The organism is Chroococcidiopsis sp. [FACHB-1243], from assembly GCF_014696895.1.
Taxonomy (GTDB): domain Bacteria; phylum Cyanobacteriota; class Cyanobacteriia; order Cyanobacteriales; family Chroococcidiopsidaceae; genus Chroococcidiopsis.
This window is the reverse complement of the sequence record NZ_JACJQX010000011.1, coordinates 1-24702: the sequence shown is the minus strand read 5'-3', so window position 1 is coordinate 24702 and position 24702 is coordinate 1. Positions and strand designations below refer to the sequence as shown.

Annotated in this window: 20 protein-coding genes and 1 riboswitch; of the genes, 12 read left to right on the top strand and 8 right to left on the bottom strand. The window is 44.5% G+C overall.

Annotation, left to right across the window (positions count from 1 at the left end):
* Nucleotides 1–20 precede the first annotated feature (20 nt).
* Nucleotides 21–320 (bottom strand): ferredoxin, encoded by a 300-nt coding sequence (locus H6G17_RS10075; RefSeq protein WP_192156714.1) that lies wholly within the window; start codon nt 318–320, stop codon nt 21–23.
* Nucleotides 321–1122: 802 nt separating this feature from the next.
* Here H6G17_RS10075 and H6G17_RS10070 point away from each other — a divergent pair.
* From H6G17_RS10070 to H6G17_RS10050, 5 genes are all read left to right on the top strand, one after another.
* The gene (locus H6G17_RS10070; RefSeq protein WP_192156712.1) at nt 1123–1986 is read left to right on the top strand and encodes a Tab2/Atab2 family RNA-binding protein; all 864 of its coding nucleotides are present in this window, start codon (nt 1123–1125) and stop codon (nt 1984–1986) included.
* Between the two features lie 3 nt (nt 1987–1989).
* Nucleotides 1990–2142 carry a hypothetical protein gene (locus H6G17_RS10065; RefSeq protein ID WP_192156710.1) on the top strand — a complete coding sequence of 51 codons (153 nt, stop codon included), beginning with the start codon at nt 1990–1992 and terminating at the stop codon, nt 2140–2142.
* 4 nt (nt 2143–2146) lie between these two features.
* Nucleotides 2147–3454 carry a TldD/PmbA family protein gene (locus H6G17_RS10060; RefSeq protein ID WP_192156708.1) on the top strand — a complete coding sequence of 436 codons (1308 nt, stop codon included), beginning with the start codon at nt 2147–2149 and terminating at the stop codon, nt 3452–3454.
* 66 nt (nt 3455–3520) lie between these two features.
* Nucleotides 3521–4108, top strand: coding sequence for a GDSL-type esterase/lipase family protein (locus tag H6G17_RS10055; protein WP_192156706.1), 588 nt, complete (start codon nt 3521–3523; stop codon nt 4106–4108).
* 166 nt (nt 4109–4274) lie between these two features.
* The gene (locus tag H6G17_RS10050) at nt 4275–6929 is read left to right on the top strand and encodes a chloride channel protein (protein ID WP_192156704.1); all 2655 of its coding nucleotides are present in this window, start codon (nt 4275–4277) and stop codon (nt 6927–6929) included.
* 191 nt (nt 6930–7120) lie between these two features.
* Here the strand turns inward: H6G17_RS10050 and H6G17_RS10045 are convergent, their stop codons facing one another.
* The 3 genes from H6G17_RS10045 to lpdA form a co-directional block, all read right to left on the bottom strand.
* On the bottom strand, nt 7121–7378 hold the full coding sequence (locus H6G17_RS10045) for a DUF5340 domain-containing protein (protein ID WP_192156702.1): 258 nt from the start codon (nt 7376–7378) through the stop codon (nt 7121–7123).
* Between the two features lie 199 nt (nt 7379–7577).
* Nucleotides 7578–8459: an indole-3-glycerol phosphate synthase TrpC gene (gene trpC / locus H6G17_RS10040; RefSeq protein WP_192156700.1), complete on the bottom strand. Its 882-nt coding sequence runs from the start codon at nt 8457–8459 to the stop codon at nt 7578–7580.
* A 150-nt stretch (nt 8460–8609) separates the two neighbouring features.
* Nucleotides 8610–10040: a dihydrolipoyl dehydrogenase gene (gene lpdA, locus H6G17_RS10035; RefSeq protein WP_192156698.1), complete on the bottom strand. Its 1431-nt coding sequence runs from the start codon at nt 10038–10040 to the stop codon at nt 8610–8612.
* 290 nt (nt 10041–10330) lie between these two features.
* On the opposite strand from lpdA, the gene H6G17_RS10030 reads away from it, so the two are divergent.
* Nucleotides 10331–10819 carry a hypothetical protein gene (locus H6G17_RS10030; protein ID WP_192156908.1) on the top strand — a complete coding sequence of 163 codons (489 nt, stop codon included), beginning with the start codon at nt 10331–10333 and terminating at the stop codon, nt 10817–10819.
* A 132-nt stretch (nt 10820–10951) separates the two neighbouring features.
* Here H6G17_RS10030 and H6G17_RS10025 read toward each other — a convergent pair whose 3' ends face one another.
* Nucleotides 10952–13333, bottom strand: a complete 2382-nt coding sequence (locus H6G17_RS10025; RefSeq protein ID WP_192156906.1) for a tetratricopeptide repeat protein — start codon at nt 13331–13333, stop codon at nt 10952–10954.
* Nucleotides 13334–13822: 489 nt separating this feature from the next.
* Nucleotides 13823–13881: riboswitch (Glutamine riboswitch) on the top strand.
* Nucleotides 13882–13915: 34 nt separating this feature from the next.
* Here H6G17_RS10025 and H6G17_RS10020 point away from each other — a divergent pair.
* The 4 genes from H6G17_RS10020 to ggt all read left to right on the top strand — a co-directional run bounded on the left by H6G17_RS10020 (nt 13916) and on the right by ggt (nt 16721).
* Nucleotides 13916–14071, top strand: a complete 156-nt coding sequence (locus H6G17_RS10020; protein ID WP_015154902.1) for a hypothetical protein — start codon at nt 13916–13918, stop codon at nt 14069–14071.
* 29 nt (nt 14072–14100) lie between these two features.
* Entirely contained in the window at nt 14101–14256 is a 156-nt protein-coding gene (locus H6G17_RS10015) for a hypothetical protein (RefSeq protein ID WP_015154903.1), read from the top strand.
* A 175-nt stretch (nt 14257–14431) separates the two neighbouring features.
* Nucleotides 14432–14917 (top strand): hypothetical protein, encoded by a 486-nt coding sequence (locus H6G17_RS10010; protein ID WP_192156696.1) that lies wholly within the window; start codon nt 14432–14434, stop codon nt 14915–14917.
* A gap of 49 nt (nt 14918–14966) precedes the next feature.
* On the top strand, nt 14967–16721 hold the full coding sequence (ggt, locus tag H6G17_RS10005; RefSeq protein ID WP_192156694.1) for a gamma-glutamyltransferase: 1755 nt from the start codon (nt 14967–14969) through the stop codon (nt 16719–16721).
* A gap of 68 nt (nt 16722–16789) precedes the next feature.
* On the opposite strand, the gene H6G17_RS10000 is transcribed toward ggt, so the two are convergent.
* A complete protein-coding gene (locus tag H6G17_RS10000) occupies nt 16790–17923 on the bottom strand; it encodes a class I SAM-dependent methyltransferase (RefSeq protein ID WP_192156692.1) in 1134 nt (377 codons plus the stop codon).
* Nucleotides 17924–18059: 136 nt separating this feature from the next.
* On the opposite strand from H6G17_RS10000, the gene H6G17_RS09995 reads away from it, so the two are divergent.
* On the top strand, nt 18060–19148 hold the full coding sequence (locus H6G17_RS09995; RefSeq protein WP_199316621.1) for a fatty acid desaturase: 1089 nt from the start codon (nt 18060–18062) through the stop codon (nt 19146–19148).
* On the opposite strand, the gene H6G17_RS09990 is transcribed toward H6G17_RS09995, so the two are convergent.
* Nucleotides 19149–22820 (bottom strand): NB-ARC domain-containing protein, encoded by a 3672-nt coding sequence (locus H6G17_RS09990; RefSeq protein ID WP_192156690.1) that lies wholly within the window; start codon nt 22818–22820, stop codon nt 19149–19151. It abuts the gene before it with no gap.
* Between the two features lie 548 nt (nt 22821–23368).
* Between H6G17_RS09990 and H6G17_RS09985 the strand changes: the two genes are divergently transcribed.
* Complete coding sequence (locus tag H6G17_RS09985) at nt 23369–23752, top strand: nuclear transport factor 2 family protein (RefSeq protein WP_192156688.1); 384 nt, start codon at nt 23369–23371, stop codon at nt 23750–23752.
* A gap of 92 nt (nt 23753–23844) precedes the next feature.
* On the opposite strand, the gene H6G17_RS09980 is transcribed toward H6G17_RS09985, so the two are convergent.
* Nucleotides 23845–24504 carry a tetratricopeptide repeat protein gene (locus H6G17_RS09980; protein ID WP_192156686.1) on the bottom strand — a complete coding sequence of 220 codons (660 nt, stop codon included), beginning with the start codon at nt 24502–24504 and terminating at the stop codon, nt 23845–23847.
* Nucleotides 24505–24702 lie beyond the last annotated feature (198 nt).

Below are 24702 nucleotides of genomic sequence, written 5' to 3'. Positions count from 1 at the left end.
AATGCCTTGCCCTTACAAACTTAGTAAAGTTCTTCTTCTTTGTGTGTTTCAACCGTACAGTCAGAAGTAGGATACGCTACGCAGGTTAGTACATAGCCGCCTTCGATCTGATCGTCATCCAAGAAAGATTGGTCGGACTGGTCTACCGTTCCAGATACCATTTTGCCCGCACAGGTAGAGCAAGCACCAGCACGACAGGAATATGGTAGATCTAATCCAGCTTCTTCAGCTGCGTCCAGAATATAGGTATCGTCATCCACATCAATCGTGGTGTTTAGCCCTTCTGCCTCGTTGATTAATGTGACTTTGTAAGTTGCCATTTAGTTGTCCTCTTTATAGACGGCAGGATAAAATAAGGTATCCCTGTCCTCTCAACAAGTCGCCCTCCAATTTGGCGATCGCGGGAGGATCGTAGCTCTTTGGTCTGAGCTTGGGTGGACAGAACGTCGAGACAAAACGTCTCCTTCTATCGCTTTTCAGCAACCATACGTTGGTCGCTCCCACACCCCAAGAGATCGCGTATGCGACCTGAAATTTGGCACGATCGCATCTGCTCCTCACCAAGGCAAGGAACTCGCTGAATACCCAAAATCTAACTTTGGGATGAGTCAAACAGTACGGGTTACTGCTTGGCAGCTTTGCCGTGTTAATTTGACCACATCTCTGATACTACGAGAAAAATTCTCGCTTGTAACGCCGATTCAAGCCTGATTAGTAAAGGAATTTAGTTGTTGCAAACTCATAAGTACTGCTTATAAATAAAGACGACTCATTCCTAAATTTATAAATTACTCTTATAGTTTATATTTTTTAAATAATCAATCCTGTATCAGTTATCAGCGAACAGGGTATGGTGCGTGTTGATAGGGTGTGGGGTGTGGGGTGTAGGGTGTGGGGTGACAGTGACTCCTGACCAGTGACCAGTTAGTGATTTTATCTCCTCTGCCCACCTGCACACCTGCTCACCTGCTCTCTGCTTCCTTGTCCCCCTTGTCCCCCTACTCCCCTGCTCCCCTGCTCTCTACTCCCCTGCTCTCTACTCCCTGCTCCCTGCTCGCTAATAAGTGACAGAAAACGTGTATGTTGATGTTAGGTGAAGTAAAGAAATCGTAATGATAGTTCATGGGTAGCATTTGGGAGATAGATTTCTACTCCCGTCCAATCTTGGATGAGAACCAAAAGAAAGTTTGGGAGGTTGTGGTGTGCGAGAGTCCTTTGGATACGCGCACCGATCCCACTCGCCTGTTTCGGTATGCCCAGTATTGTCCCAGCACCCAAGTGAATTCTGCTTGGTTGCGGACGGCATTACAAGAGGCAATGGCAAAAGCTGGAACTGCACCTACGAAGTTTCGCTTTTTCCGTCGCCAGATGAATAATATGATTACCAAAGCTTGTAAAGATTTGGGCATTCCAGCGCAACCAAGTCGCCGCACTCTGGCGCTACTGCAATTGCTAAAAGAACGGATGGATGAAGTTTATCCGCAAGAGCCGGGATATCAACCTACACCAAATCCATCTGTCAAGATGGAATCATCTCCACCACAGCGCTTACCAGATGCGCTAACCGGACAGCAGTGGGCGTTTGTGAATCTGGAAGCAACTACTTTGGCTGATATGCATGAGTGGGAAATTGCTTTTGGAGAGGCATTTCCTTTACAGATGGCGGGTTTATCGCCAGAAACGATAATTCCAGGGCTGTTGATTTTCTCAGAAAGAGCCTTACCGCTAGCAGGATGGATGACTGGAATCGAATTAGCTTTTGTCAGAGTGGAAACTAGTCCAGTAGCACGATTGCTGCTAGAAACTGGTGCTAGCGAGAGTTGGATTTTGGCTAATCTTAAGAATCCGCAAACTGTAGCAGAAGCTCAAGCTTTTGTAAGCGCTAAGCAACAAGCCAATGGCGTACATTTTATTGCCGTCCAGCCCAACCCACAAACCGAGTCGTTCGCCGGTTTCTGGCTATTACAAGAAGTCTCTATACCGTAATTGATGGGACAAGGGAGACAAGGGAGCAAGACAAGTCACGCATTCGCAATTAATTCCGAATTCCGTCAGCCGAAGGCGAAGCGAAGCGTTATTCCGAATTCTCCTCACGCACCACTCTCTTTCCCGACTCCCGACTCCCGACTCCCGACTCCCTAGAATTATGAATTACGAATTACAAAAAGATAACTTAGCAGAACGACTGTTGAAGCTAGCTGCTAAATGTGGGGCAGAGGCAGCGGAAGTGTATCAAGCGCGATCTCAATCTCGACCTGTCTTTTTTGAAGCTAACCGCCTCAAGCAACTAGAAAGCGCCCAGACAGAGGGGACGGCTTTGCGCTTGTGGCGCGATGGTCGTCCAGGGCTAGCAGTTGCTTACGGTTCTGTATCACCTGAGGCGCTAGTCGGTTCAGCCCTTGCTCTGAGCGAACTCAACGAACCCGAACCGATCGAACTTGGTAGTCACTCCCAGACGATCTATCCCAATGTAGGGCAACCGATCGGAGTCGAACAGCTGATCGATTGGGGAAAAGAGGCGATCGCCCAAATCCGCGATGCTTTTCCTGAAGTCATGGTAAGTGCTGAGTGGGATTGTGAAATGGAGACAACCCGCTTGGTCAATTCCCTGGGGCTAGATTGCCACTACACCGATACGACACTCAGTTGTTACTTATCAGCAGAGTGGGTACGAGGTGACGATTTTTTAAGCGTATCTGACGGACAAACTCAGCGCGATCGCCTCCAACCAGAGGAAGTAGTCCGACAAATCTTACAACGGCTGGCTTGGGCAAAGGCAAATGTTGCGCCCTCCACAGGGCGTATTCCAGTTTTATTTACCTCCAAGGCGGCTGATATGTTATGGGGAACGGTACAAGCGGCTTTGAATGGTAAGCGAGTCCTCGAAAAAGCTTCCCCTTGGGCAGAACGCCTTGGTCAGTCCGTGATGGCAAAAGCTTTGACGATATATCAAGACCCAGAAGCAGGACCATTTAGCTGTCCGTTTGACGATGAAGGGACTCCTACCCAACACCGCGTATTCGTTCAAAATGGAGTTCTACAAAATTTTTATTGCGATCGCGCTACAGGTAGACAGTTGGGTACTGCCACCACCGGAAACGGTTTTCGCCCAGGCTTAGGTAGCTATCCTACACCTGGGTTATTTAATTTATTAATAGAACCTGGTACGAAATCTTTGTCAGATTTGATTAACTTATTAGACGACGGACTGATTGTAGATCAAATGTTAGGTGGTGGCGGTAGTATTTCGGGTGATTTTTCAATCAATATCGATCTCGGCTATCGAGTCAAAAACGGTCGAGCAATCGGTCGCGTCAAGGACACAATGGTTGCAGGCAACATCTACAGCGCCCTCAAACAGCTAGTTGCCCTCGGCAGCGATGCCGATTGGAATGGTTCGTGTTACACTCCATCTCTGATTTTGGAAGGATTGTCAGTGACGGGAAGGAGTTGACAGGGAGCAGTGACCAGTGACCAGATCGGCTAATATTCACAAATGACAAATGACAAATGACCGCTTATGCGTATCTGTTTTGTTGGCGACTCTTTTGTCAATGGTACGGGAGATCCTGAGTGTCTTGGTTGGACGGGAAGAATTTGTGTTGCTGCCCAGAAACAAGGATATGACATTACTTATTACAATTTAGGAGTTAGAAGAGAAACTAGTGCTGATATTAAAGCGCGGTGGTTGCAAGAAGTGTCTTGCCGCTTAAGCAAAGAATACGATGGTAAAATCGTGTTTTCTTTTGGGACAAATGACACGACTATAGAAACTGATAAAACTCGGATAGAATTTGTTGAATCTATAGAAAATACTCGCCAAATTTTACAGGTAGCTAAACAAAGATTTCCAGTCTTGATGGTAGGAGCGCCTCCCATGCTGGACACAGAACAAAATTCTAGAACTGCTCGTTTGTTGAAACAATTCGAGCAAATTTGTTTAGCAACGAATATTCCTTATTTAGATATTTTCACTCCTCTACAAAAATCTCAGATTTGGTTACAAGAAGTAGCAGATTATGACGGCGCTCATCCCCGTGCTGCTGGTTATCAAGAGATTGTTAATTTAGTTCAAAATTGGTCGGGATGGCAGTCTTGGCTTACTTGATGGATTGCGATCGCGAAACTATTGAGAAAACCTTTAAAGATTTTGTCTCAAATTATGACAAATTGTGGCATCCTGTAGCAAATGATGTGTCGTTAATAGATGGTGAGCAATACTCACCCTACAGTTACATTTTTCCTAACCTTCCGTCTCTAGACTTTAGCCCCTGATGTCTGCCCTCCGCCAATACTTGCGCCACTGGATGCGTCCCCGCCGCACCAGTGCGATCGCCGAAGCTTGTTTAATTGGTCTAGTTGCCGCTTTATCTGCTGTATTGCTGAAAGCTGGTTCTGGCTGGTTTGGGGCAATACGAGTCCATCAATCTAACCTATTTCCAGCCTGGATTTTGCTGCCATCTTTTGGTCTGACTTTTGGATATTTGTCTGGTTTGCTGGTGGAACGGTTAGCCCCAGAAGCAAGCGGTAGCGGTATTCCTCACGTTAAGGCAGTACTTGCCAACGCTGCGACAGACATATCATGGCGAACTGCTGGGGTCAAGTTACTCGCTTCAACATTAGCAATTGGTTCGGGGTTGACCATAGGTAGGCAAGGACCAACCGTACATATAGGTGCAGCCTTAGCCGCCCAATTTAGCCGTTGGGTTCCCACATCTCCCGACCACCGCCGCCAGATGATTGCCGCAGGTGCAGGTGCGGGATTAGCCGCTGCTTTTAATGCCCCCATCACGGGGGTTTTGTTTGTGGTTGAAGAATTACTCCGCGATTTGTCTAGTTTGACTTTAGGAACGGCGATCCTCGCCTCGTTTATCGGTGCCGTCGTGTCGCGGATTTTAGGTGGTCGCAGCCTAGATTTGAGTTTGGTATTGACTGCTCACTCAACCTCATTCTCGTTAATTGAACTGCCATTTTTCTTGTTACTGGGAATCTTGGCAGGGTTGCTAGGTTCTCTCTTTCATCGTGGCATTATTGCTAGTTTAAAATTTTATCGCCAGTTACACATTAGCTTATCCCTACGGATTGCCTTAGCTGGGTTAATTTCCGGTACTGCGATCGCCCTTTTACCCCCTACCTTTCGCGATAATAGTGGTTTGAGGGAATTTCTGATTACTGGAGATGCCAGTTTAGAATTAGCCGCGATCGCCTTTGTCGCGCAGTTTATCCTCACTTTAGTTGCTTTTGGTTCGGGAGCGCCAGGAGGATTATTCGCCCCGAGTTTGATTATCGGTTCGGCTTTGGGTTATGTGGTTGGTTTGACCGAGTTTTATGTTTTAGGTATTGGTTCCCCTGCTACCTATGCCTTAGCAGGGATGGGAGCATTTTTCAGCGTCGTTTCTAAAGTCCCGATTACGGCGATCGCAATCGTGTTTGAAATGACCACCGATTTTAACTTAGTCTTACCGTTAATGATCGGTTCGGTGACGGCGTACCTAATTGCCGAACGGTTAGCACCTGGATCGATCTACGATAAAATCTTGCAACTCAACGGGATTAACTTAGAATCAGCAGCCACACCCAAGGGCTTTCTGGCTGAGTTAACAGCAGAAGACGTGATGCAACGTCGGGTAGAAACTCTAGGAGCGCAGATGACGTTAGACGAGGCTGTACAGGCGTTTTCTCGCTCCCACCATCGCGGCTTTCCCGTAGTTGATAATAGTAAGTTAATTGGAATTATCACCCAAACCGATTTAGCCAAAATTCGCGATCGCCCTTTACCTGGGGATACTCCAATTAGCGAGGTCATGACTCCCCAACCCGTCACCGTCAATCCTCACGCAACTCTTGCACATGTCTTATATTTGCTCGATCGCTACCAACTCAGCCGCTTACCCGTAGTGGAAAATCGGCGAATGGTGGGCATTATTACCCGTGCCGATATTATCCGTGTTGAAGCTGACAAACTCAATGGCGAGACAGAACAGACGGGACCGCAACCAGAACCATCTTATATAGTCTATCAAACGCGATCGCCCAGTACTGGACGTGGCAGAATTTTAGTGCCGATCGCTAACCCCCAAACGGCAGAATCGTTGTTACAAATGGCTGCGGCAATTGCCCGCGATCGCGATTACGAACTAGAGTGCATTCAAGTTATCCTTGTCTCTCGCCGTAGTTCCCCCGCTGAAACCTTCGTACAGACCGGAAAAAGCCGCAAGTTACTCCGTCAAGCCGAGGTGATAGCGAAAAAGCAAAAAATCCCCGTTCATACCCAAATTCGGGTAGCTCACGATACTGCTCAAGCAATATTAGAGACAGTTAAAGAACAACACATCGATATTTTGTTGATGGGATGGAAAGGTAACACCATCACCCCAGGGCGAATTTTTGGCAATGTTGTAGATACTTTGATTCGCCAAGCACCCTGCGATGTCGTATTGGTTAAATTTAGTGAAGAGTCAGGAGTCGGTAGGGGCGGGTTTCCAAACCCGCCCGTACGGGAGTCGGAATTCCGAATTCCAAATTACGATCGTTGGCTAGTCCCGATGGCGGGTGGTCCCAATGCGAAAGTAGCGATTAAACTTTTACCTCCGCTAGTTTCTCTAGGACAACAACCTGAGATTCATCTATGTCAGGTGTTTGAATCCAAAGAAGCAAAACCCGATTTGAGCGTTTTGCAACAAGCAATTCGTTACTTAGTTAAATATCGGCAATTATCAGGCAAAGTCACCGCCGTACCAGTTGTATCGAGTTCTATTGCGGATGGCTTAATTAATTTAGTTAAGACTGAAGATTTCGATGTTGTGGTGTTGGGTGCAAGCCGAGAAGGGATGTTACAAAATGCGATTAAAGGTAATATTCCCGCTCAAATTGCTAATCGGGTAGATAGTACAGTGATTTTGGTGCGTGGTGAAATTGATAGTAAGTAAGTTATCTGGGATTTATCTAGTGGAAAGAAGCTACACGTCCTTCCAAAAGATGAAGTACATTCTCTAGTTATCAGCGCTAATAAACAGACGATCGCTTATATTAAACCTCGCGGCGGATATGGCGGTTATTTTGTCAAAGTTTGGCAAGCGCTTTAAAAGTCTTGAGTTGATTTTTTGATAAAACTGTAGAATTATGAAATTGTAGAATGCTCGGTAGTAGCTAGATCGGATTTGCTTTGATTTATAGACCAACGAAATTCATAATCTACATGAGCTTGCTGACAACTGGCTTCTAGTTGCTTTTGTTGAGCCGCAGCTTTACGTAAAGAAATAATCAATTGTTGCACTTGCTCTGATAAAAGAGGATCTTGCCTAACAATAGGTAATGTTTGTTGCTCTAATAACTGCAATACGGCTTCGTAGTGAATTGGAGAAGGAAGGGGAATCATAAGTTAATTCCTAATTCGTAATTCGTAATTCGTAACTTGTAAAGAGGAGAAAGATAGGAGGAATCCTCTTCTACTACCTTTATCTTTCCCATCTTTTACTCACGACTCACTAGCCAAAAGTCAAAAGTTAAAAGTTAAAAGTCAAAAATCAAAAGTCAAAATTACCTCTTGCCTCTTGCTTCTCACCTCTTACCAATACTCACTCTAGTAGACAAGCGATCGCGTTTCCTGGTTCTGGCTGCTTGACTAAAGACTCGCCAACTAGCACTGCTGCTGCACCTGCTTGAGTGACTACAGCTACATCGGCTGGCGCGTGAATTCCCGACTCGCTGACAACTAAAATATCTCGTTGTTTTAATTGTGGCTGACGTACAGCTAATAATTGGCTGGTTGTTTGCAAATCGACAGAAAAGTTTTCTAGATTGCGATTGTTGATACCTACCAAAGTTACGCCATCTAAAGCCAAAACGCGATCGAGTTCTTCTAGAGTGTGAACCTCGATCAAAGCGGCTAACTTCAAAGCTTTGGCAATTTTGATGAAATATTGTAAATCGCGATCGCTCAAAATTGCAGCAATCAACAACACCGCATCAGCACCCCGTAACCGTGCTAGATACATCTGGTAGGGATAGATAATAAAATCTTTACACAACAAAGGTACATCTACCGCAGCGCGAATTTGTTCTAAATAATCGAAACTACCTTGAAAGAATTTACTATCTGTAAGTACAGAAATACAGCTAGCATTCCCTTGCTGATAGGAAAGCGCGATCGCCACAGGATCGAAATCTTCTCGCAATATGCCTTTACTAGGAGAAGCCTTTTTCACCTCAGCAATTACTGCTGGAGAAGTCTTACCTAGACGTAAAGCAGCTACAAAATCGCGGGTTGGGGGTGCAGTTAAGGCTTGCTTTTGTAACTCTACTAACGGTAGTTTTTCCCGCAAGCGATCGACTTCAATCTCTTTATGCCACACAATTTCTTCTAAAATATGCTGCGGCTTTGCACCTGGAACTGATACCTGATAGCTCAAATAACTAATCTCAATAGACGGATTTGGCGGACGACGACGGATTTGCATCACTAGGGAGTAGGGAGTAAGGAGTAGTAAGTCGGTAGGGGCAGGTTTTGACCAAAAATTTCTAGTTTTGGCTATGAATCTATCTGCTAAACCCGCCCGTACAAGAGTCGCGTTTGTGCGGAAGTCGGAAGTATTTCACGCACCAAGCAATTAAGCATGAACTGCCCGTTTGTACGCTTCATCCAAAACTTCGGAAAGGGTAGGATGGGCGTGAACCAGGAAGGCGAGGGAGTGGACGGATTGACGATTGGCGATCGCAGCTGAGGCTTCGTGGATTAAATCGGAGGCATGGGAACCGATGATGTGGACTCCCAAGACTTCCCCCGTATCTTGACGGTAGACGACTTTGGCAATTCCGTCTGCATCACCGTCTGCTAGCGCCTTGGAGTTGCCTTTAAAGTATGTTTTGGCGGTTTTGATGGTAAATCCTTCCGCTTCGCCTAATTCCTTGGCAGCTGTCTCTGTCATTCCAACGTAGCTAATTTCGGGGTGGGTGAAGGCAGCGGCGGGAATGCTGCGATAATCAATTTGACGCTGGCGATCGCAAATATTCTCGACTGCGACGATTCCTTGGGCTGAAGCTGCATGAGCTAACATCATTTTCCCTGTTGCGTCGCCAATTGCCCACAAGTGAGGTACGGGTTCGCCGCCAGATAACACAGCCATACTGTCATTAACGGGAATATAACCACGGCGATCGAGTTCTGCACCTACAGATTCTAAACCTAAATCTTTGGTGGCGGGGATGCGTCCGGTGGCAACTAAGCAACCGTCTACTTCCAGCGTATCGACGTATTCTTTAGTTTTGAAATTTGCCAGTTCGATGACAACTGGGGAACCAGGGATAACTTTCTTGGCGTAAATGCCTACATAAGTTTCAATGTCGCGGGGAGTAATTAAAACTCGTTCGGCAATTTTAGCAATATCGCGATCGAACCCTGGCATTAATTGGTCTAGGGCTTCAATCATGGTAATTTCGCAGCCCAAAGCTGAGTAAACATCGGAGAATTCTAAGCCGATGTAGCCGCTACCAATAATTGCTACCCACTGAGGTAAGGATTCTAATTTAACGGCTTGGTCGCTGGTAAATACAGTTTTGCCATCAATTTCAATTCCTGGGGGAACAAAAGGCACGGAACCAGGAGCGAGGATAATATCTTTAGCAGTAATCGTTTTGTCGCCACTATCGCTAGTCACCGTGACTTTCTGCTGTCCCACAACTTTTCCCCTACCGCGAATCGTGTCAACTCCGACACGTTTGAGGCTATTTGTCAAGTCACCTTGGAGCTTACTAACTAAATTTAATGCATGATTGGCGATCGCCTGACGGTCGAACCCAACATTTTCTACCTGAATACCCAGTGCTTTTAAATGGTGTGCGTCGCGCAATTCCCGCACTCGTCCCGATGCTGCCAACAGTGCTTTAGAGGGAATGCAACCGCGATTGACACAGGTTCCGCCCATATCAGCTGCTTCAATAATAGCTGTTTTTAAGCCACAACTGACGGCGTGTAAGGCAGCTCCATGTCCGCCTACCCCAGCGCCAATAATGACTAAATCGTAATCGAATCCCTGACTCACTGAAGTCTCCTCGTGCTTGTTGCTTTTCTTATTCTCTGATTGAGATCGCTTTTAGTGCAAGTTTCTATTTAGTGCAAGAAACCAGGAGGCAGAAGGCAGCACTCAGCAGTCATTTTTCTTCCCCAGCTTCCCCGGCTTTCTTCTCATCTCCAGTCCTTCTATGAGCTACCTCAAAGACATCACCGTGTATTCCTGGCAAATTGGTAACGTGATGAGTTGAGAGGAATACATAGAAATCCTATCTCATCTCAGGAAGTATTTAGTTGTTTTTGGACTTTAGATTTGAAATGATGCAGCTTACTTTAGAAACATTTGCTCAACACTTAGATCTGTCCCTCACCCGTTTAGAAGCTTTACTCTCACAACCTCTCACTGAATGTCTAAATTCTCCCGAGCTACAACAACAGTTAAATAGCTTGGATGTTTCGTTACTAAAGCAAACTTTACCGATCGCTGGTAGCGTTTTAGCTGAGCGATTACCTCCTTTTTATTACTGGTTGCAAACAGAGTTGGGTGTGAAGCGCGTTCCCGATAGTCCAGAGCATACAACAAAATGGGTCATTGGTTTTGTCAATAATCAAGAAAGTCTATCGCGCTTAGTAGAACTTCATCGTCCGGTTCCGCGTTTGGCGATGGAACATTCTGTTCCTTCTCTGGTAGGAATGTTTGAAGGTGTGGAAGATTTGCAAGTTAGGCAAGAGTGGCAAAAAGCTATATCGGCTCTTTGTTTGGTACTGGTTGTTGCAGCGCGTGAAGCTGAACGATGTGTGAGTGTGTAGCCCCAAACTGATACGATTTTGTTAACACTGCACTACGGAATATCCCCCTAACCCCCTTAAAAAGGGGGCTAAGAATTGTACAATTTTCCCCTCGCTAAGGGGGATATTCATTGGAATTAGTACGAGCGAATTCTATGCATTGATTTTCGCTAGCAATACTTTTTCTACTTGCCGTGGTGCATTCATCTGAGTAAATAGCCGAAGCGATCGCTCTAAATTTCGCTTACTATTCTCAATATCTTTCATTTTTACATAAGTTAATCCTAACTGAAAATAAGCCTCGGCTAGATCGCATTTTGCACCAATTTTCTCTAAAATTTCGATTGATTCTATATGTTTATTTATAGCTGATTTCAATAAAGATTGCTGGCGATCGCTCTCAGCTAATCCATTCAGTGTTTTTGCTTTAATTTGCAGATAATGGCTTTTTTCGGCATCAGCTAGGGAAAGAAAAAACATCTCTTGCGCTTTTTGTCTATTACCTAAATTGACATAAGTTTGACCGAGGATTTGCACAAAATAAGCAAAGCTGCCACTTTGTTTATTTAACTCAGACATAATCGAGGCATAAATCGGTTCGGCTAGATTATCCGCTGTTTGATATGAACCTAAATAAGAATTGACTAAAGCTAAACATACGCTAGCTTTTTCTGCCCAGCGATGATGAGTTGTATTTTGAGCTAGATCTATGACTTGCTGAAATAATTCGGCTGCTGTCTCTAATTCCCACAAATCTATATTGTACAATCCCCTGCTCAGCAAGGAATCTACTTCTAACATTTTTAAGTAATATAATTTATAGCGATCGCCTCGATCGAACTCTAAAGGTTGCAACAATTGAGTAGCTAAATCAATGGTTTTCTCTTGACACTCTATGGCTGCGTGAATTTTACCAGCCGTCCAATATAAATCTCCCAAAATATTGTACAATTCTCCTAAACAAGGATGAGACTGTAGATTTTGAATAACTTGAATTATTGCCTCTAGTACGGGTTGAATTAACCCCATCCGATACAAAGTTCCGCCAAGGGTTAAAAACTGTTCCCACTGATTGTTTCTACTTTTGAGAATGACTTGACTTGCCAACTCAACATCATTAATTTCAATATAGTGATAGTATGCCTCCAAAGCTTGTAAAGCATCTTTTATAGTCTGAATCGTTGTCACGCTAGCTGTCCAAAATTCGGCGGCTTTACAATTCACAACTATCCATTCATTGCTAGCACGCAACCTCGCGATCGCCTCAGCACGAATTGCTGGATGCAGCCAGTATTCCCCCCGTTGAAATTCAACTAAACAGCGATCGCGTAAAGCTGTCATAATTTGTCGTTGCTGTTGAGGTGGTACGTCCCACAATAAATTTAAAATTCCTTGGGTAGGAATCTTTGCCACATCTTGGTAGCGATAACATCCCAGGCGACACAATAAGCGGTAGGCTGATAGATCTAATGTTTGCAAACGGTGAAATTGGCTGGCAATTAAATTTTTTAAATCGGTGACAGCCAAGGGATCGGTGTGGTTTTCTTGCCAATACGCGATCGCATCACCTGCAAAATCTGCTTGAATTGTACCGCAAAGAATTCCCATAACTTTAGCGTTACCACCATAGGCTTGATGCATCTGTTGGATTGTTGGTAAGTCAATCGCAATTTGACGGTAACTAAAATATTGCTGCCATGCTGGAAGATCTAAACCAGGTAAACGGTAATGTTCTACATTTAAACTCGGTTCGCACAGGCGATCGCGACTTGTAATTAAAGTCACGGATTGTACTTTCGAGTCAGTTAAAATGCGAAATAACTCCACATAGCTACGATGAGACGCGATTAAACGTCCTTGGCGATCTAATGCAGGTTCTAAGTTATCGATTAACACCCCTATCCGTCGCGTTTGCAACTGGCGTTTGAGTCTATCTAAAGTTACGCCAAATTCTAAGCCTGGTTCCTCCTGTAAGTCTTGTTTCAACCACTCTTCTACGACTCGTTCAGCAGAAGTCAGGTTCTGCGTTTCCTTGGCTACTAGCAGTTCTAGCACCACTTCAAAATTTTGAGTTTGCAAGTATTGCTGTGCTAGGGTGGTTTTTCCCAATCCGCCTTCACCCTGAATGACAATCGCCTTACTATCCAAACTTACCAGGCGATCGAGGTGCGCGATCGCTTCGGTTCTGCCGACGAAATTTGGCTTGGCGTGCAGATCCCCCCAATCTCCCTTCACAAGGGAGGCTGAAATTGACAGATTTCCCCGATCTTTTGATGTATGCAGACATCGTTCTAAAACTGCACGACAGTTAATCTTATTAATCTTCTCTCCCAAAGTTTGAGATAGTACGAGCCACAGATGAGAACCAACATCTTTAACGTGTCCTTCTGTATAGCCGCAGTAGGCTGCAATTTCAGGATATTTACGTCCCTGCCAAACCTGCTGAAGAATATGTTTTTGTAGAGAATTTAACCCTTCGCCAGTTTTGGTCAATATGAGATTATCCACCCATGCCAATGCTGTTTCACCGTCCATAGGTTGCTGAGGATGAAAGCCATACTTAGTATAACTTGTGACAGTAAAAGGAGACAGGAGACAGAAAATAGGAGACACGAAACAGAATTTAAAAATTCAAATATTCGTTGTAGGGGCAGGTTTACCGAGTTATTTCAGGTAGTATCGCAGAAATTGCGGGAAAACCTGCCCTAACCAATTTCATCATAGAGGCAGGTTTACCGAGTTATTCCAGGTAGTACAAAGGTTTTTCGTCAACTTACCCTGACAAATTTTATAGCAAAGCGCAAGAAGGTTGAAACATCAAAGACAACTCTCACCTTTGAAACGCAAGGTATTTCCTTCTGCTTTCTGCTTTCTGCCCTCTGCTTCTGCTGTCTAAATGAATTAGCCAAATTTCATGTTTAGTAGCTTAAGATACATTAACTTATTTAGATTTATGATTCATTCCGTCCTCAGATAGACTCAAATGAGAAAAATGGCTGATATTGTAATGAATGTAAAGGATAAATCGTTCATCTCTCCAGTGGAGGGACGGAAGTAGAGAAAAACTCTCGAAGGAACGCGCCTCATTCGTAACACAACAACAAGAAAGAGGCGAATATGAAATCTAACAATATTGGTATTCAATCTAACTCCGATCGCGTGTCTGTTTCTGCGCAAGCAAGATTGTTAATGAGCTTGAATCGTCAGAAGCAACACAACCGCCAGCAGTCCATGCTACAACGCACAGCATCAGAAGTAGGTACTGAAGGCTAGAAAAAGAGCGAAGCAAGGAGTAAATAGCCATGAATGCAAGTAGAAAGCCAAGCTACAAAGAGGTAGCAAGAGTTCATCGCTCGAATATTTTGGAAAGCTTAGAACGGCGCTTGCAAGCCGCTAGAGCAAAGGGTGACGATCGCTTGACTTCCCAATTGGAAGCAGAGCTGAAGTACTACCAATAAGTCTAGTTAATTAAGTTTAGCTAAAGTGGGGGATGCGATCGATGCATCCCCTATTTGCGATCGCAACTCACAAATCACGAGTCAGAAACCACATTTCTTTCCCTGCTCGTGCGCTCCTGCTCCCTACTCCCTAAATGGGGTAAACTCAGGGTGATGGTAGCAGCTTTTGTGTCATATGGATTTAGACCGACAAATTAAAGTCCTGATTGACGAAGCGCCTCAAGATGGCGTGACTCCGCAAGTTGTTGCTGCTGTCGCTCCTGTATTGGTACTGCTTGCTGGCAGGCTGCGCCATTTAGAATACTATATTTTGCAAAACTTAGATCGAGACTGGGTAGTCACTACGTTAAGCGATCGCGCTAACCCAAAAGTGACCAAGCGTGTTATCTATGCTTTCCCCACACTTGCAGATGTTTCAGCTGTAGCAGTCTCGGAACAAGACCCGGAAATTGTTGCTTCACCCTTACCCGTCACTCACATATTATTTCAGCTTTTTGCTCTTGAAACGGTAGACAGTATCATTTTCTTCGATACCCCAGGAGAGCTAAATCGGGGAACAGAGATTCCACGGGGAGAATTGCAAAAGTTAATAAAGCTGCAAATGCAACCGCGATCGACTCCCGCTAGTCCTTTCAATCGAATTCCTCCCGATATTGCTTGAACGATCCTCGTAGAGTGGTATTCTGCTAACGAGAAGTAGAATTACACTGATGAAAGCAAATAGATTTTGCCTCTACTTTGGTTTACTAGCCCTTGTCTTCAGTACTATCGTATCTCCAACTGTAGGACAAGAGCGAGTTGCACCAGTAATTAGCAACGATCGCGCGGTTCGCAAAGCTGTACGCACTCAAAAGTATATGGCAGTGGCAGCTCACCCGCTAGCAGCGGCAGCAGGTAGTGAGATTCTGCGGCGGGGAGGTAGTGCTGTTGATGCAGCGATCGCCATTCAAATGGTACTAGGTTTAGTTGAACCGCAGTATTCTGGAATTGGTGGCGGGGCTTTTTTAACCTATTACGATGCCAAACGTAAACAAGTTCGCACTTATGACGGTCGCGAAACGGCTCCAGCAGCGGCTCGACCGGATCGTTTTCTGAATGCAGATGGCAAACCACTCCAATTTTACGATGCGGTTGTAGGTGGAAAGTCTGTCGGCGTACCTGGAGTAGTCAGGATGCTGGAAATGGTACACAAGGCACATGGTAAGTTGCCTTGGCGAGAACTATTTCAACCCGCAATTCAACTGGCGCAGCAAGGCTTTCCGATCTCGCCTCTATTGTACGATCGCCTTAGCAAAGAAAAGTATTTACCAAGCCTAGAACCAGCTCGCAGCTATTTCTATCAAGCGGATGGCACGCCTAAACCTGTGGGGACAATTCTCGTCAATCGTCCTTATGCTGAGGTGTTGAGCCGGATTGCAAATTCCGGTGCTGATGCCTTTTATCGGGGTGAAATTGCCAGAGACATTGCGAACACAGTCCAAAAAGCTACCGTAGCAGGCGACTTAACAACTGACGATTTAGCGACCTACCAGGCAAAAGAGCGATCGCCTGTATGTGGAGTTTATCGAGTTTACAAAATATGCAGTATGGGACCACCTAGTTCTGGTGGTTTAACCGTGTTGCAAATTCTCGGTATGCTGGAAAACTTCCAATTATCCACCCTCAAACCAGAATCAACCCAAGCAGCGCATTTATTTGCCGAAGCAGGACGGCTAGCTTTTGCCGACCGAGGCTTATATATGGCTGATGCTGATTTCGTTCCCGTACCAGTCAATGAATTAATCGATCCCGAATATCTGAATAATCGCGCCAAACTGATTAATCCTCAACGCGCCTTAACCGATGCCGAACCAGGCGAATTGCGATCGCCGCAAAAGTTAGTCTGGGGACAAGATAATGCGATCGAATTTCCCTCAACCAGCCATACAACAATTGTCGATCGCAATGGCAACTCAGTCTCTATGACGACCAGTATTGAAGATACTTTTGGCGCTAGATTGATGGTACGGGGCTTTTTACTCAACAATCAACTCACAGATTTCTCTTTTTCACCCACAACACCCGATGGAAAAGCGATCGCCAATCGGGTAGAAGCGAGAAAGCGCCCTAGAAGTTCGATGGCTCCCACTATGGTATTCGATCGCCAGGGTAAGCTTGTGATGGCGGTTGGTTCGGCTGGCGGCGCTCGAATTATCAACTACGTGGCGCAAGCATTAATTGCCGTTTTAGACTGGAAATTAGACAGCCAACAAGCAATATCGCTCCCTCATTATGGCAATCGCGACGGTGCAACGGAACTAGAGACGAATACAAGTGTTGTTAACCTTCAGCAAAGCTTAGAGGCGATCGGTCATTCCGTGCAAATTGTGGAACAAATCAGCGGTTCTCATGCGATCGTCCGTACTGAAACAGGTCTAGTCGGTGGAGCCGATCCCCGCCGCGAAGGAATAGCGGCAGGAGAATAACAGTTATCGGCGATCGGGAGTCAGAAGGATATAAATACGAATTGCGATCGCGTGCCATTTAGAACGTACTAAGCATGAACCATTAAAAATTGACCGTTACCATTCACCTCACCATCACAACTGGCAAAATTACTAACAAACCAGAGCAAATAAAATCTCCATATTCGGCGAAATTTAGCATAATTTATGCCATAGTTTAAATCTTTGACTATTGCCTGATTATCGTCAAAATTCTTTAGCCAGCTTGCAAATGTTTGAGAATAATTAGAGCCATTGAGATACCATCTTTTTATTGTTTTGAGATCTTGATTATGGCTAGGTACTGCATCGTAATTCCAGAATCGACCGTGGGGAAAAATGTATTTATGGGTGTAAACGCTAGATATGTTATTAGGGGTGCGAACTGTAATGATGTGAATGAAAACTTTACCCTCATCCTTTAAAAAAGTAGCTAATTTCTGAAATGATTTTGTTAAATTACCGACATGACAAAAAACACCAATTGAGAGAATTTTGTCAAATTTTTCCTGAAATTGTACCTGATTTAAATCTCCTTCATATAAAGTAAATCTACCTGAACTCAGGTAGCTTTCAGGGTCTTGCATTTTTTGGCGGATATACTCGCATTGCTCGTGACTCAAATTCAAACCCGTAAACTTGACATTAGGAAACTTAGAAAGAATATAATTCGGAACGCAACCCCAACCGCATCCAAAATCTAAAATACGGTCTCCATCTTTGATGTCTAATTTCTCAATGACATCATCAATCATGTGCATCTGGGATTGTTCGAGGTTTAATGCTCCTTTTTCCCACAATCCCATGCTGTATTTAGGATAAATGACTTTCCAATTACCTAACATCAGATTCAGCATTCCTTGAGGCAAGTCGTACTGAATCTTCATTAACTCCCGCGACCCCTCGGCAAGACTATCGGTCTCTTTTAACACCCATTCATAGGGTGCAAGCAGGGCTGGAAAATATTGAAAAAAAATTGGCATACAGGTATCGAAAAGCTTTTGCAGCAGCGGATCGGGGACTTCTAGCCCATTAATGTAAGCTTCTGCCACTCCCATTTGTATCGTATTGACTACTTCTACTACTTCACGAGTTGTTTTATATGCTAAAGAACTTTTGTTATTGATATCACCCACCACAGGAATATACTTTTCTATGTCTTGCAGCCTGATGCTAGCAGTCATAATTATACTCCTTACAGTTTCAGAAATTATGTTATATTAACACGGGAAAAATTATCGATCGTTTAGCTAATTCCTAACTTTGTATATTTTAAGGTAAAGTTAGAAAAGTTTATGATTTTGGCTGTTTAGGACTTTTGTGGAAAAGCAAACTCTAATTACCCAAGCACAGTATGCAAAAGCATTGCGACCTCTCCTTCCTGACGAAGCATTTGCTCCCGATCCCAATAAATTAGTCATTTTATCGATCAATCTGGCAATCTTAATTTTAGGTTGGGCGATCGCCAAGCATCTCGATCGTTGGCATTTATACTTATTATGGCTTTATTTACCTTTAGCAGTGGTGATGGGGAATAGTGTTATTGTCTTGCTATTTAGCTCCCACGATCTGATGCATGGCAGCGTAATTAGAAATTCCCGTCTGAGTTATATAATCGGCTTTATAGGGCTAATAATGTTGTGGATGCCGCCGACACTATGGAAAGCCGTTCATAACCGAGTACATCATAATAAAACCAATTCTTTAAACGATCCCGATCGCAATTATTTGTCCGAGCAGCCTAAAACTTGGGGAAAGTGGATTCAGAATTTGTTTGTACCTTCTAACGAAGTAAATTTTATCTGGTTAATAGTGGGAATGGCAACAGCATGGGTAGTTCATACCTTTCGTAATTTGACTTCTGTGGTGTTGTTTAATTGTGAATCAGTCAACTATGTCCCTGCTGCTTTTAAAGTCAGTACTAAAGAGCGCTGGAAGATTGCTGTTGAGTTTTTGATAATTCTCCTAATTCATCTGAGTATCTTAGCTTACCTAGAATTTAATCCACTAAAACTCGTGCTTGGTTACTTTCTTCCCTGTAGTATTGGCTATGCAGGAGTCATGTTTTATATCTACACGAATCACATGCTTTGTCAAATGACAAGCGTTAATGACCCATTAGTTAATAGTGTTTCTTTACGAGTGCCAAAACTAGTCGATTGGTTGCATTTAAATTTTTCTTACCATACGGAACATCATATTTTTCCTGGAATTAACTCTGACTATTATCCCCTAGTTCAAAAACTATTAGAAATTCATTATCCTGGACGCATCAATTTATTAGATTTCGCTCAGGCTTGGCGCTTACTACTACAATCTCCTCGACATTATAAAAACGAGAGTAGTTTTACAGATTGGACAGGGGAAAAATCTATTATTTGTCCTCTCACTCAAGTATCTAAGAACTAATTATCCCACCGCCCCCAAAGCTTTCAAAGTGGCGATCGCTGCCTCAGTTAAACCAGTTACGCTAGCAATATTCATCCCTTCATAGGGTCTTTGCGCCCGCAATATCTTGAGAGATTTGCCCGTATTTGCATCCCACAATCTAATCGTCTCATCCTGGCTGCCACTGGCAAGAATTTGTCCGTCAGTACTGAAAGCAACCGACCAAATTAAATCGGTGTGTCCCTGGAGAGTATGCCTGCATTCACCAGTTTCGACATTCCACAACTTGATGCTATAGTCGCTGCTGCCACTTGCTACAGTCTGCCCGTCAGGGCTGAAGGCAACTGACCAAACTCGGCTCGTATGTCCTTGTAGAGTTTGGTAACATTTCCCCGTTTGCCAATCCCATAACTTGACTGTGTGATCGCCGCTACCACTTGCCAGGGTTTGTCCGTCAGGACTAAAGGCAACTGCCCATACCCAATTGTTATGTCCTTGTAAAGTGTCGTAGCACTCTCCGGTTTCAGTATTCCATAACTTGATTGTGTGGTCGTCGCTACCGCTAGCTAGAAATTTGCCATCTAAACTAAAGGCAACTGACCAAACTCGGTTAGTATGCCCTTGCAACTTATGCAGAGTTTTCCCACTGAGAATATCCCATAACCTCACCGTATAGTCATCGCAGCCGCCAGCCAAAATATAGTTATTGGGATGAAAAGCCAGAGATCTGACACCACTGTAAGCTTGGATCGTGTTATGGCGATCGCCAGTTGAAGCATTCCAAAGCCCAATTGTATAGTCACCACTACCGCTGGCTATGGTTTTACCATCGGGGCTAAAGGCAACAGCCCAGACTCTGTTACCATGACCGTGTAACGTGCGATCGCATTCTCCTGTTTCGACGTTCCACAATCGCACGGTTTTATCATCGTTACCGCTAGCTAGCATTCCGGGTGGATGTGAGGCTAGCGGACGGGGATGAAAAGCAACCGACCAGACGCGGCTAGTGTAACCCTGAAGGGTTTTGATACATTTGCCATCCGTGACATTCCAGATCTTGATCGTATGATCGCCGCTACCGCTAGCCAAGGTTTTGCCGTCAGGACTAAAAGCTACAGATCTAATCCAATTTGTATGTCCCGAAAGCGTCCGACAGCATTCTCCCGTCTGTACGTCCCACAGTCGAATTGTATAATCTTCGCTGCCGCTGGCTACTATATCTCCCCCAGAGCTAAAAGCAACAGTTCTGATCCAGTTTGTATGTCCGCATAGAGTCCGCAGACATTCCCCCGTGCTAGTTTGCCACAACTTGACAGTGCGATCGCTACTACTGGCAAGCATCTCGCCATCGGGACTAAAGGCAACTGACCAGACTTGAGTTGTATGTCCCTGTAGAGTTTTGATCCACTCTCCCGTGCCAACATTCCACAATCGCACGGTACAGTCTACACTACCACTAGCTAGGGTTTTGCCATCGGGACTGAAGGCGATGCTTCTAATCCAATTCGTATGTCCGAACAAAGTCTGGTAACATTCTCCTGTCTGCCAATGCCATAACTTGACAGTACTATCTTCACTCCCACTAGCTATAGTTTTGCCGTCGGGACTGAAAGCCACTGACCAAATGCGATGTGTATGTGGCAAAATACAACGGCATTCACCGCTACGGGTATCCCACAAACGAACTGTTTTGTCATCGCTGGCACTCGCTAAAACACTACCGTCAGGACTAAACATAACCGACCAGATCCAATTCGTATGTCCTTTCAAAGTCAGCAGTTTTTTCCAATCTGTAACTTGCCACAGCCGAATTTCTCCATCAGCATCTCCTGTTGCTAATAGCTTGCCTGTGGGACTAAAAGCTACGGCTGGAGTCACGCTTAAATCTTCGGTAAAAACCGATTTGGCAAGATCGGCACGGGCAAAGTTGACTTGCTTTAAGTTGCGTCCGGCTAAATATGCTTGCCATACGCAGAGGTTAGAATAATCCCATCCCCGCAGATCGATCTTGAGATGAGTTAGCAAGTTCAGAATATTTCCTGCCAAATATCCTGGCGATCGCGCCGATCTTTGCCGCCAATTAGTGAGAATTTGCCCTAAGCGATCGACAAGGCTGCTGAGATTTGTTTGAGCTAAAAGTTTATCGACAAGTGGTATGAGAATCAACCGAATTTGCGTATCTCTAATGTAATCTTTTGCTTGCGCTTCAAGAATGGCATGACTGTTAAATAAACCGATCGCCCCCCTGACTATTTCCCCACATATGCGTTCGATAAAGCGATCGATCGCAAAATCCATTACAACTGGTTGTTGGGTGAAGCCCGTAGCGGTTTTCTCAATCAGCGATCGCTGTCCTAAAGATCGAAGAGTTTCTGGTAGTTTTTGCTTCGCTTCTAAGGACAAAACATTCTCTCGCAGTGCTGTAAAAGCGATTGGTTCCCGTTCGACTGCCAGCCAATACATCACTTCTATTTCTAATTTTGATATCCGATTCATCTGTCGCTCTAATAAATCGCGGATATCATCAAAAACTAATGTTCCCGTGCGTAAGGTTGCTAAAAATATAGTTAGATTGCTATCAAACAAATCCTGAATTCCCGCAGCCACCATCTTTAAAGCAAGAGGATTCCCAGCATAATGCTCGATTAACCTTTGCCATTCTAAATCGGAACCGACAAAACTTCCCTTGGCGCGAAAAATTTCTCGTCCTGCGGCAATATTTAAACCTTCCAACTGTAGAGAACGTACTGGTAGTGTTTCACCTTCGAGCAAGACAATTTCTTTTGGTTTTTCTCGGCTAGTTAGTACTAAACAACTCGTATGACGGACTTCTCCAATGCGTTGTAATAATTCGCCATAGACTTGATATCCTTCCCGATATTGTCCTGCATGTTCGCCCCCATGCAGAATACTTTCGACGTTATCTAGTACTAACAAACAGCGATGGTGGCGCAAATATTCCAGCAGCATACTGATACAGCGATCGAGATCTTGGGATAATGTCGCCGCTGTTTCTTGTTGATGAGAGAGAAACTGAACGATCCCACCGAGTAATTCTGCTAGAGGCGGAGCGTTACGCAAACTGCGCCAAACAATATATTCAAATTCTGATTGCAAGTTTTCTGCTAGGGCGATCGATAAGGCAGTTTTCCCCATACCACCCATACCTAATACTGCCACTAAACGACAGCGTGAAGAGGAGCTGTCGCCTCTAGGCGAATCGTTCTTAATCCACTGCCCTAAAGTCGCTAACTCCTCGCTCCGCCCGTAAAATGTTGCTACATCTACCGCTTCGCCCCAGTCTATGTGGAGAGTTGGTAATTGGTAATTGGTAATTGGTAATTGGTAATTGGTAGTTGTTCCCTCAGCCTCCTCAGCATCATAAGCTCCCTCAGCTCTCTTCTCCCCCCTGCTCCCAGCTCGTCCCTGCTCCCTGCTCCCAAGTTCGGAAGCTCGTCGCCGCAAGACAGCACGAAAGTTACTTTTCGTGACTTCTTCTGAGAGAGCTTTAGAAAGTAACTTCCATAGTTTAGAACCTACATCTTTAATGTAATTAGCATCATAGTCAGAGCTTTCGGCGATTTCGGGATAAGTCTGACCTTCCCAGGCTTTGCGAAAGACTAGTTCCTGAATGTCGTTGAGTCCCCGATCGAGAAATGCATCTAGAATTACTAGTGCTTCGTCAACGTTCATTTTTTAACAAAAATTTGTTCTTTGATGATTTTGACTGTTCTAGGCTATGTTTGTTTTTTTCGTTAGTTTGTATTTATTTTTTTGTGTTTCCCTATTAAGTTACACTAGAAATCAGTCGCAAATCCCCCATATACTGAAAAGTTCAAAATTCTATATAGTTTAAGATTTTTTTAATTGTTTGAGCTTTTCTGAGTCAGTTATCAGTAAATAGGGAGCAGGGAGCAGGGAGTAGGGAGCAGTTATCAGTGTAGAGACGTTACATGTAACGTCTCTACAAAGTTATCAGTTATCAGCGACCATTTAATTCCGAATTGCGAATTCGGAATTCGCAATTCTCCTCACGCACTACGTAGATCTGACTTTTTCAGACGATTCATGACTTCTCGATTGAGACAGTAAAGATAGTGCGGATAACTTCTGACTTTTTCAGGCTGTAAAAAATCAGGGCTTCATTTAATTTGAAATTAAGGATGAAATCAAGCTAAACCAGATCGGCGCTAGGATTGTAGCTTTTAGCCTTAAGCCTTCATCTTTTCGATTAATTTCAGATGGAATTGCGATCCAGTATGGCTGCTATTACCCAAACAGAAATTATTAGGAGTTTGATCGGTTTATTCGAGGCAATGGATGTAGAGAGTGCCATGACTTATTTTACTGAAGATGCCCTATGTCGATTTGGCAGTCATCCACCTGCGGTTGGGAAAGCCGCGATCGCATCCGTAATCGAAGCAAGTCAGCTCAGTCGGAGCGCCCGAACTTCTTTTGAAATCAATGAAATTTGGGAAATTGACGATGCTGTAATTTGTCAAATGGAAACAACTCATATGTGCGATCGTGGTAAAGCGATCGCAATACCATGCGCGATCGTGTTTCGCATGGAAGACGATCTCGTTCGAGAAATGCGCATCTACATTGATGCTTCTCTCTTATAGGAAGAATTCGGAATTCGGAATAAACTGGTCACTGATAACCGACTTCTGTACGGGCGGGTTTTGACTCCCGATCTATTGTTTTAATGGTTAATCTATTGGCTAAACCCGCCCCTACGATAACTGATAACTGCTCGATCGCTCGATCGCTCCCTTTTCGGGTGACTTAATTCATGGAGAGATTTGAGTTCAGCAAGCAGGCTGGTATAAGCATCGAATTTGCCGCGTTGCAAATACATTTGAGCAACCGTGCGTAGATCTTCTGCTACACCTACCATGTCACCTAATTTATAACGCACGAGACACCGACAGTGATAAGCACTTGGATCTTCAGGATCGATGCGAATGGCACGGTCAAAATCAGCGATCGCACCGTGATAGTCTTCAAGCTTGGAAAGCGTAAAACCTCGGTTGTAATAGGCGATCGCCGAATCTGGATTCAGTGATAAAGCGCGATCGAAATCCTTTAATGCATCTTGGCGATCGCCCTTAGCAGCCCGTGCTAAACCGCGATTAGCGTATGCTGTAGCGTTATTGGGTTGGAGCAAAATAACCTGAGAAAAATCTGCGATCGCGGTTCGATATTTTCCTACTAGCGTTTGATATACCCCTCGTTTGAATAAGTCTTCTACCGATCGAGATTTAGTTTGATGGTTATGCATCTCCAAAGTATTCGCTGCTGGCTGAGCCTGAGCGTTCAAAGGAAACAGCAAAACCGCAAATGTGACGCAGCAGATGATAACAACTCGATACATAAGCTGGAAGAGGGGGAGCAGTGGGGCAGAGGGAGCAGGGAGCACAGGGGGACAAGGGAGCGGTCAACCAACAACCAACAACCAACAACCAACAATTCTGGTTCTACTCTAGTTTGTGTTTTTGTAAACGCGGGAAGATAGAAGCTATTAGGTTATATAGGATCGAGAACAGAGCAAGCTGGAGGATGTCTTCCAATG

What these genes read in the sequence shown, in the direction of transcription:
- H6G17_RS10075 (WP_192156714.1), bottom strand. Translation starts at nt 320, where the DNA reads ATGGCAACTTACAAAGTCACATTAATCAACGAGGCAGAAGGGCTAAAC.
- H6G17_RS10045 (WP_192156702.1), bottom strand. Translation starts at nt 7,378, where the DNA reads ATGATTCCCCTTCCTTCTCCAATTCACTACGAAGCCGTATTGCAGTTA.
- H6G17_RS09990 (WP_192156690.1), bottom strand. Translation starts at nt 22,820, where the DNA reads ATGAACGTTGACGAAGCACTAGTAATTCTAGATGCATTTCTCGATCGG.
- H6G17_RS09985 (WP_192156688.1), top strand. Translation starts at nt 23,369, where the DNA reads ATGGAATTGCGATCCAGTATGGCTGCTATTACCCAAACAGAAATTATT.
- H6G17_RS09980 (WP_192156686.1), bottom strand. Translation starts at nt 24,504, where the DNA reads ATGTATCGAGTTGTTATCATCTGCTGCGTCACATTTGCGGTTTTGCTG.
- H6G17_RS10025 (WP_192156906.1), bottom strand. Translation starts at nt 13,333, where the DNA reads ATGGACGGTGAAACAGCATTGGCATGGGTGGATAATCTCATATTGACC.
- H6G17_RS10070 (WP_192156712.1), top strand. Translation starts at nt 1,123, where the DNA reads ATGGGTAGCATTTGGGAGATAGATTTCTACTCCCGTCCAATCTTGGAT.
- H6G17_RS10015 (WP_015154903.1), top strand. Translation starts at nt 14,101, where the DNA reads ATGAATGCAAGTAGAAAGCCAAGCTACAAAGAGGTAGCAAGAGTTCAT.
- H6G17_RS10050 (WP_192156704.1), top strand. Translation starts at nt 4,275, where the DNA reads ATGTCTGCCCTCCGCCAATACTTGCGCCACTGGATGCGTCCCCGCCGC.
- H6G17_RS10055 (WP_192156706.1), top strand. Translation starts at nt 3,521, where the DNA reads ATGCGTATCTGTTTTGTTGGCGACTCTTTTGTCAATGGTACGGGAGAT.
- ggt (WP_192156694.1), top strand. Translation starts at nt 14,967, where the DNA reads ATGAAAGCAAATAGATTTTGCCTCTACTTTGGTTTACTAGCCCTTGTC.
- H6G17_RS10030 (WP_192156908.1), top strand. Translation starts at nt 10,331, where the DNA reads ATGCAGCTTACTTTAGAAACATTTGCTCAACACTTAGATCTGTCCCTC.
- trpC (WP_192156700.1), bottom strand. Translation starts at nt 8,459, where the DNA reads ATGCAAATCCGTCGTCGTCCGCCAAATCCGTCTATTGAGATTAGTTAT.
- H6G17_RS10065 (WP_192156710.1), top strand. Translation starts at nt 1,990, where the DNA reads ATGGGACAAGGGAGACAAGGGAGCAAGACAAGTCACGCATTCGCAATT.
- H6G17_RS10020 (WP_015154902.1), top strand. Translation starts at nt 13,916, where the DNA reads ATGAAATCTAACAATATTGGTATTCAATCTAACTCCGATCGCGTGTCT.
- H6G17_RS10060 (WP_192156708.1), top strand. Translation starts at nt 2,147, where the DNA reads ATGAATTACGAATTACAAAAAGATAACTTAGCAGAACGACTGTTGAAG.
- H6G17_RS10000 (WP_192156692.1), bottom strand. Translation starts at nt 17,923, where the DNA reads ATGACTGCTAGCATCAGGCTGCAAGACATAGAAAAGTATATTCCTGTG.
- H6G17_RS10010 (WP_192156696.1), top strand. Translation starts at nt 14,432, where the DNA reads ATGGATTTAGACCGACAAATTAAAGTCCTGATTGACGAAGCGCCTCAA.